The organism is Phytobacter massiliensis JC163 (assembly GCF_000321045.1).
Taxonomy (GTDB): domain Bacteria; phylum Pseudomonadota; class Gammaproteobacteria; order Enterobacterales; family Enterobacteriaceae; genus Phytobacter_A; species Phytobacter_A massiliensis.
In genome coordinates this window covers 280,315-296,568 of sequence record NZ_HE578946.1, presented here as the reverse complement: position 1 = coordinate 296,568, position 16,254 = coordinate 280,315, and the positions used below count along the sequence as shown (strand labels likewise).

General features: G+C 57.2%; 16 protein-coding genes. 7 read left to right on the top strand and 9 right to left on the bottom strand.

Annotated features, from left to right (window positions below):
- Nucleotides 1-4: 4 nt before the first annotated feature.
- The 5 genes from ENTHG_RS11825 to ENTHG_RS11805 form a co-directional block, all read right to left on the bottom strand.
- On the bottom strand, nt 5-952 hold the full coding sequence (locus ENTHG_RS11825; protein WP_044179917.1) for a hypothetical protein: 948 nt from the start codon (nt 950-952) through the stop codon (nt 5-7).
- A gap of 72 nt (nt 953-1,024) precedes the next feature.
- On the bottom strand, nt 1,025-2,437 hold the full coding sequence (gene ftsP / locus ENTHG_RS11820) for a cell division protein FtsP (protein ID WP_044179915.1): 1,413 nt from the start codon (nt 2,435-2,437) through the stop codon (nt 1,025-1,027).
- Between the two features lie 66 nt (nt 2,438-2,503).
- Entirely contained in the window at nt 2,504-3,241 is a 738-nt protein-coding gene (plsC, locus tag ENTHG_RS11815; protein WP_044179913.1) for a 1-acylglycerol-3-phosphate O-acyltransferase, read from the bottom strand.
- A gap of 172 nt (nt 3,242-3,413) precedes the next feature.
- Nucleotides 3,414-5,672, bottom strand: a complete 2,259-nt coding sequence (gene parC, locus ENTHG_RS11810; protein ID WP_044179911.1) for a DNA topoisomerase IV subunit A — start codon at nt 5,670-5,672, stop codon at nt 3,414-3,416.
- A gap of 119 nt (nt 5,673-5,791) precedes the next feature.
- Nucleotides 5,792-6,166: a YgiW/YdeI family stress tolerance OB fold protein gene (locus ENTHG_RS11805; RefSeq protein ID WP_044179909.1), complete on the bottom strand. Its 375-nt coding sequence runs from the start codon at nt 6,164-6,166 to the stop codon at nt 5,792-5,794.
- Nucleotides 6,167-6,310: 144 nt separating this feature from the next.
- Between ENTHG_RS11805 and qseB the strand changes: the two genes are divergently transcribed.
- The 6 genes from qseB to ENTHG_RS11775 all read left to right on the top strand — a co-directional run bounded on the left by qseB (nt 6,311) and on the right by ENTHG_RS11775 (nt 10,443).
- Nucleotides 6,311-6,970, top strand: coding sequence for a quorum sensing response regulator transcription factor QseB (gene qseB / locus ENTHG_RS11800; RefSeq protein ID WP_044179907.1), 660 nt, complete (start codon nt 6,311-6,313; stop codon nt 6,968-6,970).
- Nucleotides 6,967-8,313, top strand: coding sequence for a quorum sensing histidine kinase QseC (gene qseC / locus ENTHG_RS11795; RefSeq protein WP_044179905.1), 1,347 nt, complete (start codon nt 6,967-6,969; stop codon nt 8,311-8,313). The genes qseB and qseC overlap by 4 nt, the downstream gene beginning before the upstream one ends.
- A gap of 103 nt (nt 8,314-8,416) precedes the next feature.
- Nucleotides 8,417-8,998 carry an NAD(P)H-dependent oxidoreductase gene (locus tag ENTHG_RS11790; RefSeq protein WP_044179903.1) on the top strand — a complete coding sequence of 194 codons (582 nt, stop codon included), beginning with the start codon at nt 8,417-8,419 and terminating at the stop codon, nt 8,996-8,998.
- 29 nt (nt 8,999-9,027) lie between these two features.
- Nucleotides 9,028-9,342, top strand: coding sequence for a putative quinol monooxygenase (locus tag ENTHG_RS11785; protein WP_044179901.1), 315 nt, complete (start codon nt 9,028-9,030; stop codon nt 9,340-9,342).
- A 126-nt stretch (nt 9,343-9,468) separates the two neighbouring features.
- Complete coding sequence (lysM, locus tag ENTHG_RS11780) at nt 9,469-9,909, top strand: peptidoglycan-binding protein LysM (protein WP_044179899.1); 441 nt, start codon at nt 9,469-9,471, stop codon at nt 9,907-9,909.
- Nucleotides 9,910-9,915: 6 nt separating this feature from the next.
- Nucleotides 9,916-10,443 (top strand): hypothetical protein, encoded by a 528-nt coding sequence (locus ENTHG_RS11775; RefSeq protein WP_044179898.1) that lies wholly within the window; start codon nt 9,916-9,918, stop codon nt 10,441-10,443.
- 63 nt (nt 10,444-10,506) lie between these two features.
- On the opposite strand, the gene ENTHG_RS11770 is transcribed toward ENTHG_RS11775, so the two are convergent.
- The 3 genes from ENTHG_RS11770 to ENTHG_RS11760 form a co-directional block, all read right to left on the bottom strand.
- Nucleotides 10,507-11,697 carry a glycoside hydrolase family 88 protein gene (locus ENTHG_RS11770; RefSeq protein ID WP_044179896.1) on the bottom strand — a complete coding sequence of 397 codons (1,191 nt, stop codon included), beginning with the start codon at nt 11,695-11,697 and terminating at the stop codon, nt 10,507-10,509.
- 38 nt (nt 11,698-11,735) lie between these two features.
- Nucleotides 11,736-13,004, bottom strand: coding sequence for an oligosaccharide MFS transporter (locus tag ENTHG_RS11765; protein WP_044179894.1), 1,269 nt, complete (start codon nt 13,002-13,004; stop codon nt 11,736-11,738).
- A gap of 71 nt (nt 13,005-13,075) precedes the next feature.
- Nucleotides 13,076-14,905 carry a DUF2264 domain-containing protein gene (locus tag ENTHG_RS11760; protein WP_044179891.1) on the bottom strand — a complete coding sequence of 610 codons (1,830 nt, stop codon included), beginning with the start codon at nt 14,903-14,905 and terminating at the stop codon, nt 13,076-13,078.
- A gap of 163 nt (nt 14,906-15,068) precedes the next feature.
- On the opposite strand from ENTHG_RS11760, the gene ENTHG_RS11755 reads away from it, so the two are divergent.
- Nucleotides 15,069-15,923, top strand: coding sequence for a helix-turn-helix transcriptional regulator (locus ENTHG_RS11755; RefSeq protein ID WP_044179889.1), 855 nt, complete (start codon nt 15,069-15,071; stop codon nt 15,921-15,923).
- A gap of 1 nt (nt 15,924) precedes the next feature.
- On the opposite strand, the gene ENTHG_RS11750 is transcribed toward ENTHG_RS11755, so the two are convergent.
- The coding region (locus tag ENTHG_RS11750) for an MFS transporter (protein WP_187371646.1) at nt 15,925-16,254 on the bottom strand (330 nt) is incomplete at its 5' end.

Genomic DNA, 16,254 nt, shown 5'->3' with positions numbered 1-16,254 from the left:
CAATTCAGGTTCCGTCCTTTATCGTGTTTATCAGCGTCTGAGCCTGCTCCCGCAAAACGGGGTTTTCAGGCGGCGCGATATCCCAAAGAAAACGTAAAGATTCAGCGTCGCCTTCGCTGACAAACCCTTCATAGACGTTGTCATCCAGTAACGCTGGCATTCTGTGCAGAAGTGTTTTCATCATGGCAATACGGTCTGTTTTCGCAGCCGTAGAGAGATGGATATCAAAACGTAGCGGGTTATCATGCTGAACCCTATCACGATAATCAGCGGAGCCTGGCGCGTTATCAGCCAGCATTTCGCTGAACATCCGCACCGCCGTAAGATTATTATTGCGTACTGCATAGCTTAGCGGTGAACGCATGGAAAAGGAGGAGGCATCCTGCGGGTACATTTCGTACCAGCCGGCTTTGAATGGATTCGCCCCGCTGCTGATAAGCGCCTGAAAGGTGGATGCAGGCATATCTGGCGCCGCAGCGGACCAGGCCAACGCCTGCTGGCGAAAAACCTCGTCTTGCAGGCGCGCTTTAACGTCGTCGCTGGCCTGGTCAAGCTGCCGTAGCTGACGCATCGCCACGCTCTGTTCTCTTGCCTCGACAAGCTCTGAGAAAACGCTCGCGCCAGGAGCCAGGCTCTGGAAAAGGATAAAGACGGCCACGCCAGAGAGATGCGCGCAAATTACAGCGCCCGGTTTTGCAGCGTTGCGCAGAAGCCAGAAAAGCAAGCCTGCGCTCAATATCGCCGGGGTGGTTAAGTACAACACACTGGAAAAATTAAACGTGACGCCATAGCAAAGGCAGCACAGCCACAGGGCAAGCACGGCAATCCCCCAGGGGAGCAGCCACCAGAGCAACACCTTGTACTGACCGGTAAAGATAAGACGCAGGATGATAAGTCCTGACAGCCAGGGGCTGGCCAGGATAACGCAGTGAAATACAAACAGTAGGATCATAAGGACTTCCCTGTAACTTTAATTTCGCATCCATGCGAATAGCTAACGGCTAATACTCACCGCCGCCGTTTTTTACGGTGCCGGGTTCACCAGCAGTTGCCCGATTGAGCCGCGATCCGCCATCTCCAGCGTCTGGCTGCCGTACTGGAATGGGAACCGCGCCCAGGAGGGCTGCCCGTACCAGACCAGCAGCTCTACCTGCCCGTCAACCCAAACCGTATCCTTCCAGCCCCTATCTTCCGGGAAGGGCATCGCGCCGTTGACGCTGCGTATCTGGAACTGCACCCCTTCGATATGGAACGACTGCGGCATATCCGACCGTACCGTCCAGCGCTCCCAGGTTCCCTGCTGAGCGGTGATATCGAGCCGCTGCGGGTCCCAGAGCTGGCCGTTAATCCCCGGATCGTCGCCAAGGGTGATATCGCGGCTGCGCGTCGGCGTGCCGGTTAAGATATCCGCCGGCAGAAGCCGGATCGGCAGCGAATCGGTGACCAGCGGCAGCAGCCCGGTCGGGCGCAGGGTTAACACCAGCGTGGAGATAAGAATGCTCGACGGCTCGAAGAAGCCGCGCAGTCGGTCCATAATGCCCGCCGCTTCGCCGCAGGTGATGGAGACCTCATCGCCGTTGGTCATATCAACCAGGATTTCGCGCCGTTCGCCCGGTGCCAGCGCAAGCTGTTTGATCGACACCGGCACCGGCAGAAAACCCTGATCGCCGGCGATCACATGCAGCGGACGACCATCGCTCATCTGCAGCAGGTAGCGGCGGGAGTTAGAGGCGTTCAGCAGGCGCAGGCGCACCCACCCGCGAGACACTTCGACATAGGGGCTTTGCGCGCCGTTGACCAGCAGCGTGTCGCCAACAAAGCCGCCGCTGCCCGGCTCGCTGTATTCCGGCGTGCCGAAGTTATCCAGCCGCTTGTCCTGAATGATGACCGGGAAATCATCCACCCCGTAGTGGTTGGGAATAGGCAATGATTTGCTAACTTCGTCTTCAATCAGCCACATCCCGGCCAGCCCGTTGTAAACCTGCTTTGCGGTGCGATTCGGCGTATTAGCGTGATACCACAGCGTGGCGGCGCTCTGACGAATCGGCAGCACCGGCGCCCAGTCGTTATTGGCGGTGATCATCCGCGCTGCGCCGCCGATAAGCGGCCCCGGCACCTGTAGCCCGCCCACCGTCATCGCTACGTTTTCCGTCAGGCGGTTGCTGTAGATAAGCTTGACGTCATCGCCGTTCCAGACGCGAATGGTCGGCCCGAGATAGCGACCGTTAATGCCCCACACCTGGGCGCGGGTTCCAGCGGTAAATGCCCAATGGGCGCGCTGGAGGGTAAGAAACAGCGGCTGCCCCCGCCGGGACTCCAGCAGCGGAGGCACCGGCAGCGGCTGTTGTTGCCCGGCGGCATGAGCGCTCAGCGGCATCGCGCCGACACAAAGCGCAGCTCCGGATGCCTGAATAAATTGACGCCGACTGAGTGACATAGTTGCTCCGTGTAAAAACTGACTAAACCGCGTGGGAACTCATTTCCCGTTATTTTCGCAAAGTAATTAAACGCGCCCTGCGGCTTCCCGCTCCGCGACTTCTTTATCCAGCTCGGCGATTTTGTTTTCCATCAGCGTGCGGCAGTGCGCCGCCAGATCGCGAATCTGATCTTTACCGTACTGGCTGACATCCACCGGCGGCAGCATCTCAACAATAACCAGACCGTTTTTCAGGCGGTTAAGGTTGATTTTGTTCGACGTATTGGAAACGCAAACCGGAATAATCGGCACCCCGGCGGCAATGGCGGCATGGAACGCGCCGGTCTTAAACGGCAGCAGGCCGCGGCCACGGCTACGGGTGCCTTCCGGGAACATCCAGATTGAGATCTTACGTTTTTGCAGCTGCTTCACCACCTGAGCAATGGTGCCATGCGCTTTCGCCCGGTTATTGCGGTCGATCAACAGATTGCCGGTCAGCCAGTAGAGCTGACCAAAAAACGGGATCCACACCAGGCTCTTTTTCCCCACGGTGACCGTAGGCGGCTGGACGATATTGGATGCCGTTACCATATCGTAGTTGTTCTGGTGGTTAGCGATATAAATCGCTTTGCCGAAATCTGCGGACTCGGGCGGAATACGGGTTTCGACCTTCAAGCCAAACATCGGCGCCAGGCGGCCAAACATATGGCCGAAGGTCGCGACATGCTTCGGATTACGCGGGCTAAACAGGCAGTACAGAGAACCAAAGACACACACCAGAATGGAGTAAATCACAACAATAATGACGCGAAAAATCACTAGCATAGCTACCTCGAAAACCCATCCTTATGTGCATTAACGTTAGCCGTCAACATGCGGCCTGGTCAGATGCGGGTACGTAAAAACGTATTGTTAATCGCAATCGCCGATTTAACAACGCTTTTACGGGAAAAATTCGTGACTCCCCCGCCGGGACGGAGGGGGAGTAAGGCGGCGATTACTCTTCGCTACTGCCGCCGGTGGTGCGGGACGGCGCGTCGATTTCAACGCGGTCGATCCGCTGCAGGCCGCGCATCAGCGTACCGCGGCGGCCGCGCTCGCCCTGCACTTTTTGCAGCTCTTCGGGACGCAGTTTGATCTTACGCTTGCCGACGTGAATCGTCAGGGTGCTGCGCGGCGGCAACAGGTAGAGATGGGCAAGCCCGTCTTCCCCTTTCGCCGCTTCCGCCGACGGGATGCCAATAATCTTATTGCCCTTGCCTTTTGACAGCTGCGGCAGGTCGCTGACCGGGAACATCAGCATCCGGCCCGCCTGCGTGATTGCCAGCAGCATATCGCTTTCATCTTCGATCACCAGCGGCGGCATGACATGGGCGTTATCCGGCAGGGTAATGAGCGCCTTACCGGCGCGGTTACGGGCGATAAGATCGTTAAAGGTGCACACAAAGCCATAGCCGGCATCGCTGGCCATCAGCAGCTTCTGCTCTTCGCCGGTCATGACCATATGCTCAACAGACGCGCCCGGCGGCAGGGTCAGCTTACCGGTCAGCGGCTCGCCCTGTCCGCGCGCCGACGGCAGCGTGATCGGGTCAAGCGCATAGCTGCGCCCGGTGGAGTCGATAAAGACCACCGGCTGGTTGCTCTTGCCTTTAACGGACGCTTTCCAGCTATCCCCCGCTTTGTAGCTCAGCCCGGTGGCGTCAATATCGTGGCCTTTGGCGCTGCGCACCCAGCCGCCCTGCGACAGTACAATCGTCACTGGCTCAGACGGCAGCATATCGTGCTCGTTCATCGCCTTCGCCTCTTCACGCTCGTGCAGCGGTGAACGGCGGTCGTCGCCGAAGGCGTCGGAATCGGCCTGCAGCTCTTTTTTCAGCAGGTTATTCATTTTGCGCTCAGAGGCCAGGATAGCCTGAATCTGATCGCGCTCTTTCTCCAGATCGCTCTGCTCGCCGCGAATTTTCATCTCTTCAAGTTTGGCGAGATGGCGCAGTTTCAGTTCGAGAATCGCTTCCGCCTGGGTTTCGCTGATGCCAAAGCGCGACATCAGCGCCGGCTTCGGCTCATCTTCCGTGCGGATGATCTCAATCACTTCGTCGATATTGAGAAAGGCCACCAGCAAACCTTCAAGGATATGCAGGCGACGGAGCACTTTCTCCAGACGATAGTTCAGGCGGCGGCGCACGGTATCGCGGCGGAAGGCCAGCCATTCGGTGAGGATCTCCAGCAGGTTTTTCACCGCCGGGCGACCGTCCAGGCCAATCATATTGAGGTTAATGCGGTAGCTCTTTTCCAGATCGGTGGTGGCGAACAGATGGTTCATCACCTGGTCCATATCCACCCGGTTCGAGCGCGGCACAATCACCAGACGGGTCGGGTTTTCATGGTCCGACTCGTCGCGCAGGTCGTCCACCATCGGCAGCTTTTTATTGCGCATCTGGGCGGCTATCTGCTCCAGCACTTTTGCGCCGGAAACCTGATGCGGGATCGCCGTGATCACAACCGCGCCGTCTTCTTTCTTCCACACCGCACGCATACGCACGGAGCCACGTCCGTTTTCGTAAATCTTCCGGATTTCCGCGCGGGAGGTGATGATCTCGGCTTCGGTAGGGTAGTCCGGCCCCTGCACAATATCCAGCAGCTGGTCGAGCGTGGTTTTCGGCTGTTCAATCAGGGTAATGGCCGCTTTCGCCACTTCGCGCAGGTTGTGCGGCGGAATGTCGGTTGCCATACCCACTGCGATACCGGTGGTGCCGTTGAGCAGAATGTTCGGCAGGCGCGCAGGCAGCATTTTCGGCTCCTGCAGCGTGCCGTCAAAGTTCGGCACCCAGTCAACGGTGCCCTGACCCAGTTCGCCGAGCAGCACTTCAGCATATTTCGACAGGCGCGATTCGGTATAACGCATCGCGGCGAAGGATTTCGGATCGTCCGGTGCGCCCCAGTTCCCCTGCCCGTCCACCAGCGGATAGCGGTAAGAGAACGGCTGCGCCATTAAGACCATCGCTTCATAACAGGCGCTATCGCCATGCGGATGATATTTACCGAGCACGTCGCCCACGGTACGGGCGGATTTTTTAAATTTAGCGCTGGCGCTAAGCCCCAGTTCCGACATCGCATAAACGATGCGGCGCTGAACAGGTTTCAGGCCATCACCAATAAACGGCAACGCCCTGTCCATGATGACGTACATGGAGTAGTTCAGGTAGGCGTTTTCCGTAAATTCATGCAGCGCAAGGCGCTCTGCCATATCGCTCATTAATCGTGATTCCTCAACGTATGCAGCCGCCTTTTCGGCGGCAATATTGCCGCAGATACTAACCTATCTGCGGCGAGGAGTCATAACTATGCGCGATTTTTTAACGGCGCGCGAAGCCGTTACTGAGTGACCTTGCTGACTTGCTTCACGTCGATTTCTACCGAGTTCCAGTCTTTATCGACTTCACCCTGGATTTCCACCAGATCGTTCGGCCCTACGTTGACGCCGTTCCAGCGTTTGTGGTCGATATCGACGTTAATCGTGCCGGAGGCATCTTTAAAGGTGTAAACATCGTCGGAAACGCGCTCTACAATATTGCCGCGCAGCGTAACCCAGGCGTCGTCGCGCATGGATTTGGCGCTCTCCACCGTCGTGACGGCGCTGGACGGGCCGGTGAAGCCGCCGCCCTGGCTGGCATTGGCCGCGGGAGTCGCCGCGAAAACGGGCGCGGAGCACAGCATTACGATAGCGGTTACAGCAGCAATCTTTTTCATTTTGTCTCTCCTTGTGTCATTCGTTTCACCCCCATTAAACCGCCATGTTCTTAACAACTTCTTAAGGCGCAAAAAGAAATTTTTTTGCTGTACAGCGCCTGCTGGCTGCATGTTTACTGCTTAAAAAAGGGAAAGGGAGGCCGCATGCGGGTACTACTGATCGAAGATGACACATTGATTGGCGATGGCATCAAAGCCGGGTTGGGTAAGCTCGGCTTTAACGTGGACTGGTTCACCGAGGGGTTGCAGGGCAAGGAGGCGCTTTACAGCGCGCCCTATGACGCGGTGGTGCTTGATCTCACCCTGCCCGGCATCGACGGCCTTGAGATCCTCCGCGAATGGCGCGATAAGCATCACGACGAGCCGGTGTTGATTCTGACCGCCCGCGACGCCCTTGACCAGCGGGTTGAGGGGCTGCGGCGGGGGGCGGACGACTATCTCTGCAAGCCGTTCGCCCTGGTCGAAGTGGCCGCCAGGCTGGAGGCGCTGGTACGGCGAAGCCACGGCCAGGCTCGTAGCGAATTGCGCCACGGGAATGTCACCCTTGATCCCGCCAGCCTTGTCGCCACCCTTAACGGCACGCCCCTTAGCCTCAAGCCTAAAGAGTTCGCGCTGCTGGAACTGCTGATGCGCAACGCCGGGCGCGTACTGCCGCGCAAACTGATTGAAGAGAAGCTCTATAGCTGGGACGACGACGTCACCAGCAACGCGGTAGAAGTGCATGTCCACCACCTGCGGCGCAAGCTGGGCAGCGAGTTTATCCGCACCGTGCACGGTATTGGTTATTCGTTAGGTGACGCATGAAACGCCTTAAAACCGGAAGCCTGCGCCTGCGGCTGACGCTGCTGTTTTCCGTCCTGGCGGTGGCCGCATGGCTGTGCGCGAGCCTCTTCGCCTGGCAACAAACCCGCAAGAATCTTAATGAGCTTTTCGATACCCAGCAGATGCTGTTCGCGAAGCGTTTAAGCACCTTAAGCCTGACGGAGGTAGGAAGCTCGCCGCTCGCCCTGCCCTCCGACAGAAAAATCAAACACGGTCATCTGGATGACGACGTACTGGCCTTCGCCATTTATACCGTCGATGGCAGGCAGGTGCTGCACGATGGCGAAAACGGCAAGCGGATCCCGTGGGCCTACCACTGGGACGGGTTTGAAAATGGCCATCTGCAAAACGATGACGATGAGTGGCGTTTTCTCTGGCTTACCTCTGCGGACGGGCGCTACCGCATTGTCGTAGGCCAGGAGAAGGAGTACCGCCAGGAGATGGCGTTCGACATTATTACCTCCCAGCTTACCCCCTGGCTGGTGGCGCTGCCGCTGATGCTACTGCTGCTTATTATGCTGCTGAGCTATGAACTACAGCCGCTGAAAAAGCTCTCGAGGTCGCTACGCACCCGCGAGCCGGACAGCGCCGCGCCGTTAAGCATGAGCGGCCTTCCCGGCGAAGTGCGGCTGCTGGTGGATGCGCTGAATCACCACTTCGCCCGCACCCACGAAATGATGGCCCGGGAACGGCGCTTCACCTCCGACGCCGCCCATGAGTTGCGCAGCCCGCTCGCCGCGCTGAAAGTGCAAACCGAGGTTGCGCAGCTTTCGCAGGACGATCCTCCCGCCCGCCAGAAAGCGCTGACGCAACTGCATACGGGCATTGACCGGGCGACCCGGCTGGTCGAGCAGCTGTTGACGCTGTCACGGCTCGACTCGCTGGATAAATTGCAGGATGTCGAGACGGTTTCGCTGGGAAACCTGCTGCAGTCGGCGGTGATGGATATTTATCCTTCCGCCCGCCAGGCCGGTACAGATGTGCGGCTGCATATCGCCGCTGATGTCAGCCTTGCGGGACAGCCGCTGCTGTTGAGCATGATGGTCCGCAACCTGTTGGATAATGCCGTGCGCTACAGCCCGCCAGGCAGCGTGGTGGATGTGACTCTGGAGACGAACGTTTTACGGGTGAGCGACAACGGCCTCGGCATGAGCCCGCAGGCCCTGGCCCGCGCGGGCGAGCGCTTTTACCGCCCGCCGGGGCAGCAGGCGACCGGCAGCGGCCTGGGGCTGTCGATTGTCCGGAGGATTGCGCAGATGCACTATCTGTCGGTTGCCTTTCGCAATGGCGACCCGGCAGGCTTCGTGGCGGAAATCCGCTGGTAGTATTTTTGCGATTATCGCAAAAGTCTTTGCACGTTTTGCCAATTTTGTTATCAGCGAAGACGGGATAAAATCTTCGCCATTCCGGTTTCGTTGAGGACAAAAAATGAGCAACATCCTGATTATTAACGGCGCAAAAAAATTTGCCCACTCCAATGGCCAGCTGAACGACACCCTGACGTCGGTTGCGGAAAGCTATCTGCGCGATGTAGGGCACGCGGTTAAAGTGGTACGTACCGACGGTGATTACGATATCAAGGAAGAAGTGCAAAACTTCCTGTGGGCCGACACCATTATCTGGCAAATGCCCGGCTGGTGGATGGGCGCCCCCTGGACCATCAAAAAATACATGGACGATGTGTTTACCGAAGGGCATGGCGCGCTGTACGCCAGCGATGGCCGTACCCGCTCTGACGCCGCCAAAAAATATGGCTCCGGCGGCCTGCTGCAGGGGAAAAATTATATGCTGTCGCTCACCTGGAACGCCCCGCTTGACGCCTTTACCGACGAAGATCAGTTCTTCCACGGCGCTGGCGTTGACGGCGTCTATCTGCCGTTCCACAAGGCGAATCAGTTCCTTGGCTTGAGCGCTCTGCCGACTTTTATCGTTAACGACGTCATCAAAATGCCCGATGTCCCGCGTTATATTGAGGAATATCGCAAGCATCTTGCGCAAATTTTTGGTTAACTGTAGGCAGGACTTAGAAGGAGTTAACCATGTTGACAGTGATTGCTGAAATTCGCACCCGCCCCGGCCAGCACCATCGCCAGGCGGTACTTGATCAGTTTGCCAAAATTATCCCGCAGGTACTGCAGGAAGAGGGTTGCCACGGTTACGCGCCGTGGGTGGATCACGCCGCTGGCGTGAGTTTCCAGACCACCGCCCCGGACTCCATCATCATGGTGGAGCGCTGGGAAAGCGTGGCGCATTTGGAAGCGCACCTGCAAACGCCGCATATGAAAGCCTGGAGTGAGGCGGTCAAAGGCGATGTGCTGGAGACCCACATCCGCATTCTGGAGCAGGGCGTTTAACTATCCTGTGGCGTCATCATCGCGTCGTCGGGCCCTCCCGATGGCGCGTTCCCCTTCCCCTCTTTCCCGGTAAGTTTCCATCGCCTGCTATGCTTATTCTGACTTCACTGTAAACAGGAGGCATGAATGGGTATTTTCAACTTTGTAAAAGAAGCAGGCGAAAAACTGTGGGACAACCTCACCGATCATAAAGCGCAGGGTGACAAAGTTACCGAGCACCTCAAGAAACTGAACCTGCCGGGGGCCGATAAAGTTCAGGTCAACGTCGCTGACGGTAAGGCCAGCGTAACCGGCGACGGGCTGACCCAGGAGCAAAAAGAGAAAATTCAGGTCGCCGTGGGTAATATCGCGGGCGTCAGCGAGGTGGAAAACAACATCTCCGCCACCGACACCCAGGACGAAGCCACGTACTACACGGTGAAATCCGGCGATACCCTGAGCGCCATCTCTAAAACCGTGTATGGCGATCCTAATCAGTACAATAAAATCTTCGAGGCCAACCGGCCAATGCTCTCCAGCCCGGATAAGATCTATCCAGGCCAGACGCTGCGCATCCCTAAAGCGTAACGGCATATGAAGATCGCCTGTCTGGGCTGGGGCTCGTTAATCTGGAAAAGCGGCTCGCTGCCGGTTGCTGGTGAATGGCGCCACGATGGGCCTTCACTGCCGGTGGAGTTTTGCCGTGTTTCCGACGGCGGCGAACTTGCCACCGTGTTGTGTATGAATGCCCCGGTCGTGCCGGTGATGTGGGCATGGTTAAGCGAAACGCAGCTTAATCTTGCCTGCCGGGCGCTGCGCCTGCGGGAAGCCATTCCCGACGAACGCTGCGACGGCATAGGCTCGCTGCTGGTTACAGGGCGGCCCACGGGCGTTATCGCCAGTTGGGCGGCGCAACGGGGGATCGAGGCGGTGATCTGGACAGACCTGCCGCCCGCGAGCGCGTCAATAGAAGGACGCGTGCCCGCCCTGGACGAAGCAGTCGCCTACCTCAACGGCCTGACAGGCGAAGCCAGAGAGCACGCCCGCGACTACATAAGCCGCGTGCCTGCACAGATTGATACGCCCTATCGCCGGGCGATCGGTGAAACGCTGGGCTGGTAGGCTTTTCCCCGGTGCGCTGCGGACCGTAGCCCGGATAAACGCAGCGCATCCGGGACACGCGCCTTACCAGTACAGCTTCCAGCTTTGACTAAAACGCATCAGCGCCTCAACGTAGAAATAGTCCCCCCAGCTACAGCATTCATCCACCCCTTTGTTGCTCGACAGGTGATAAACCGAATGTTTGAGCAGGCCGTTGGTCGCTTCGTTTTTCCCGGCAAGATAATGTTTACCCAGCGAAGACATCATGCGCATCGCCCACTGCTGGTAACGTTCGCGGTCAGGGTCGGTCACCGGCAGATGTTTAATCAGCTCCAGTAGTCCGCACACGGCAATCGCCGCCGAGGAGGAGTCGCGCAGCGCGTCCGTGCCCACCAGCGCCAGATCCCAGTGGCACACCGCATCTTCCGGCAGGCGGTTAAGGAAGTAGTTAGCCAGCTTCTTCGACAGCGCGACCATCTCTTTATCGCCGGTGTAGATAAAGCTCAGCAGGAAGCCATAAATGCCCCACGCCTGCCCGCGCGACCAGCAGGAGTCGTCGGCGTACCCTTGCTGAGTATTGCCGTAGCGCGCCGCCCCGGTCTCCACATCCATATAATAAGTGTGGAAGGTAGAGGCATCTTCACGAATCAGGTATTTCGCCGCCTGCATGACGTGCGCCTGCGCGGCGCGGCCAAAGCGGGGATCGCCGGTCTGCTCGCTGGCCCAGTAAAGCAGCGGCAGGTTCATATTGCAGTCGATGATCATTCGCCCCGCCTGCTGCGGATCGTTCAGATCCCCCCAGGCCTGAATGATCTGCGCTTTCTCATGGAAGCGCTCAAGCAGCGCTTCCGCCGCCTGCAGGGCAAAGCCCCGGGCGTCACGGTTCCCCGTCAGTCGCCAGGCGGCCACGCAGGAGAGCGTATAAAGAAAACCCAAATCATGGGTGTTGGTGTCTGAGCGCCCGGCGATGCGCAGGCCAAAAGAGCGCACATGCTTTTCCGCCAGTTCCCGGAAAGCCTCGTCACCGCTCATCTCCCACGCCAGCCACAGCTGTCCGGTCCAGAAGCTGGTGGTCCACTCGATATTTTCCGTCAGGGGGTAATAGCCCTTCACGCAGGTTTCAGCGGGAAACGCTTCACCGAATTCCGTTAAATGACGGCGAATCAGTTCAAGGGTATGTTGACGTGCGCTATTCAGCTCATCGGAAAACGCCTGCCGGTTGAACGGCGCGCCCGGACATTCACGTAACGGCTCCTCAACGATTTGACTTAACATATTTCGGTTCCTTATTTTCTGGCAAAAATATCCTGGTATTAACGCGACACATTATTACCGGCGACGTCCAGATGCGCCGGTTGCCGCCATTTACTCTGGCAGGCGGAGAGCGTTATCGCCGAGATGGCGGTAAAGGTCAGGGCAATGGCGCCCATAATGATATAGGTGTTTTCGAAGCCGATTCGGTCATATAGCAGCCCGGCCGGCGACGATACCACCACATTGCCGACGTACAGCATCGCCTGATAACCCAGCAAATACATGGTCGCATTAACGCGTTTATCAAAATGTTCAGCGATATATTTGAACACCGACACCAGCAGCAGGCAGATTTCCAGGCCGTAGAGCGGTTTCAGTACTGAAATCAATAAATGCGAATCGCACAGACCGGAAATAATCAGCCGCGCGCCCACCACTAACCCAACAATTAACAGGCCGCGTTTCGCGCCGATAAAATTAACGAACAGCGGGATAATCATGTACATCACAAATTCGGTACCGGACTGTACGGTACCGAGATAGCCAAACACCGCGTTGCCCTGATGAATATCATCAAAGAAGGTGACGAAATAGCGTGAGAACTGCTGCTCGGCGATGAACATCATCCACGCCACCCCCGCCACGTACAGGCAAAATGCCCAGAACTTGCGGTTGCGCAGCAGGGCGTAAACGTCCGCCGGAACTATCTTCTCTTTCGCCAGCACATCGCTGGCATTGGCGGCGTTAACGTTGACCTTAAGGCTCAGCAGCACAATCAGCATGATAACCGAGGCGACGCTGCCCATAATAAAGTTCCAGGCCGGAGAAATATTAAACAGCAGACCAGAGAAAGAGGAGGCTACCGCCCAGCCGAGCGAGCCCCACATCCGGATCTGACCAAACTCCATGCCGTTCAGGCGACTATAACGGTCGCTGTAGGATTCACAGGCAGCAACGCCGGCATACCAGGCGAAGCTTAAATAGATAGCGCCGACAATTATCCCCAGCAGGGTATTCGAGAGTAATAACGGCTGATACACATAGATAAAGAACGGGGCCATCATCGCCGACATCAGTACGACAAAATAGAGCAGATATTTACTCATGCCGATTTTATCGAGGATATAGCCGTAGATCGGTTTGAGGATCACGGAAAATATTCCGTTAACGGCAAATACCGTGCCGATAACCGTGCCGCTGAGATTGGCTTTTTGCCCCAGCCAGATCGCTAATAAGCCAATACTGGCCGACCAGGTAAAGAAATAGAGAAAAATAAAACTGCTTATTTTGTAATATTCAGTACGGGTATTTATGGTTAGCTTTTCCATACTATCCTCGACAAAAATACAGGGTTCAGAGGTGCAGCATTAAATGACTATTACGGCGGGGAATTTCCCCGCTACAACATAATGGTGATAGCGTTATTTTCATTTGCCGGTGTGACGCACAAACGATCGTCTTCAAGCCTGAATTCAGGCACGGCTTCGGTGATGTCTTGCGCATCCGGGTTGGCCTGCACCGCGCACGCCAGCCAGTGGGTGCCGGGCGCGAACGCCTGCTGTAATAGCGGGATGGTCGCGCATTCGGCGAACATAATGCTGCTGTTGGGCGGCGTGACGATGCTCTCCGGCTGGCGCGCGTTCGTGGGGGAGAGATCGTAGATCAGGCTAACGCCATTTTCCGCCGCGACCCGGCAGCCACGCGTGCCGATACTCTGGTGCGGCGCTTTTTTCACGGCAAAGCCCCCTTCCACGCTCTCCAGCGCCCGCGCGGTTTCCAGCCGGTGGACGCGCACATGCCAGTCACCGCACGGGATAAGCCAGGTCGAAACATGCACATCCTGCCACGGGGACCAGCGGGAAAAGATATGGTCATCACGCACCTCCACCTGCTCGCACTCACGGCGGCCGCGATAATAATTGTCCCCTTCGCTGAGCAGCAGCATGGAGTCGCAGGCCGCGTGTTTAATACCGTAGCGACCGCGTTCAATGGTAAAGCCGAAGGCGCTGGAATAGGCGAATTTGGTGTATTTCGCCTCGGTATTAACGTAGTTGTTCAGCTCCAACTGCCCGGAGGTCAGCATATAGACGTGCCGCGAGGTTTTGCTGTGCACCAGGATTTGCTGCGCGTGGGGAATCACCCGTTTTCCGCTCAGTTCCGGTAACGGCTGCTCTTTAGCGCGCCAGAAGTCGTGCTCTTCCGGCAGTGCCAGCATAAGAAACACTTTCAGCGCCCAGTAGGGCGAGCCGGGGGAGTTGTAATCCTCACACATAGCAAGATTCGGGTAGGCAAAGCCGAGGGTCAGTATGCCATCGCGATCGAATATCGGCTGGCCCAGCCACCAGCGCAGATGGCGTAAAATCAGCCCTTTTACTACGCCGTGAGAGAAGCCCTCCAGCCCGGAAAAGGCTACCGCGCTCCAGAACGCCACCATCGCGAAACGGTAGGTCAGACTGCGGCCAAACGGCATAGATTCACCCCCTGCCGCCGACATCCAGATAAAATCGGCGGCAAACTGCCGTGAGCGCTCGCGCAGGGTAGCGGCGCGCTCAGGGTCGTCTTCACCGTTGAGGGTGGCGTAAATCAGGCCGTAGAAGTGAAACGCCATTGAAATATAGTAATCTTTCGGCCTCCCCGGGCCGTCGGAGTACCAGCCATCGCCCAGGTAGTAGGCTTCCATCAGGGCGAAACGCTGCTCAATAGCCTGTTGATCCCAGGGCAAACCGGCGCGTTTAAAACCTAACTGCACCAGAATAGCGAAATAGTTCCAGTTGCTGTCGGGCATCTGCGCATCGCTAATCTGATTGAGCCAGCGGTGCAGGTTGTCGCGCTCGCGCGGGGAGAAGCCCGCCAGCCCTTTTTCCTGCAGCAGCGCCAGGCCAAGCCCCCAGGCCGCCATCTCCACCAGCCGCTGATCGTAGGGGCCGGTTTCGCCCCAGTAACCGGGGCTTTGCGGGTCGGTACCCATTTTGAGCGCTGCGAAGTATTTTTCGCTCAGCGGCACCGTTTCGCCGCTCGCCAGCAGTGGAAACAGTCCCCACATTGCCCGTGACAACCCTTCCATTTCGGCTATTTTTGCCCCGTAATGGGCGCAGGTATCCCCCAGCGAAAAACCGGACTGCCCCGGCGGAAACTGCTTATCCAGCGCCTCCAGCATCGCCATTAACGCCGCGACCACCTCGCTGCGGGAAGACAATGGAATTGATTTTTTGCCTGCTGCCATGTGCATGTGTTCACCCTCCGGTAAGTGGCCCAAGCATAGTGAATGGCAGCAGGGCCGAAATGTTACCCCCGTCACACTGGAGAGCTTTCTGTAAACCCGCAGTTGAGAAAATTTAAAATGGTGGTTTATAACTGCGGGTAGAGCGAGAAAAATTGAGAATGGTTGCACTATGGCTGAGCAGTGGCATGCGGAACGTCTGGAACTGATTGCGCTGAACGACGCTATCGTGTCGTTCAGTCGGCTGTTTGCCAACACGGTGCGCTACCACCACTGGCACCAGTGCCTTGAAGTGCTCTATGTCGAAGAGGGGTTTGGCGTAGTGATGGTGGATAACCGCCAGTACACCATGCGCCCCGGCAGGCTCTTTTTCTTCCCGCCATTCACCCTGCATAAAGTGATGGTGGATGAGCAGGCGCAGGACTGCTACCGGCGCACCATCATCCATGTCGATCAGCATGCGATTCTGAAACTTTTCCGCGATTTTCCGCAAAATCAACGACGTTTACAGCGGCTCTCGGCACGCAACGGCCCGGCGGTGGTGCTGGATGCTGCCGGCATTCACCCCCATCTTGACCATCTTTTTAGCCTGTACGCAACGCTTGCGGCCAGCGCCAGCCTGACCAGCGAGCAGGTCGCCTGCCTGCTGCTGACGCTGTTGAATATGCTGCCGGAAGAAAATGAAAAATTACCGGAAGACCAGACGGGCATTGCCACCCCGGTCATGTTCTGGCTGGAGGAGAACTATCAGCGCAAATTCAGCCTGGCCCGGCTGGCGGACGATCTGGGTAAATCACGCAGCTATATTTCGCGGCGCTTTCACCTGGAGACGGGGGAACATATTCATCAGTATCTCAATACCATCCGCCTGCGCAAAGCGTGCGAGATGCTCCTGCACAGCGACCACAGCATCGCGGATATCGCCTGCGCGGCGGGGTTTTCCGATGTGACCTATTTTATTAGCGCCTTTAAGAAAGGCATCGGCGAGACGCCCCTGCAATATCGCAAGAACCATACTCGCCGGTAGTTTATTTTACTGTCGAACTGGCAAGCTCGTCTTTCGGCTCGCGTTCCAGATTAAACATCATTAATAAACCCAAACTGATGGCATGGAAAATAGCGGGAACGCCAGCGATTAAGAAAAGAATGGCCTTCATCGCTTCCGGCGTCACCGCTTCACCCGCTTTATAACCGCTGGCTGAAAGTACCAGCCCTACCATCCCACCCGCTAACGCCAGTCCCACCTTCATGGAGAACAAAGTTCCGGCTGCAACGACGCCAGACATTTTAATTCCCGAACGCGCCTCGCAATAATCGGCGCAATCAGACGGTAATGCCCAGGCAATAATTGATCCTAG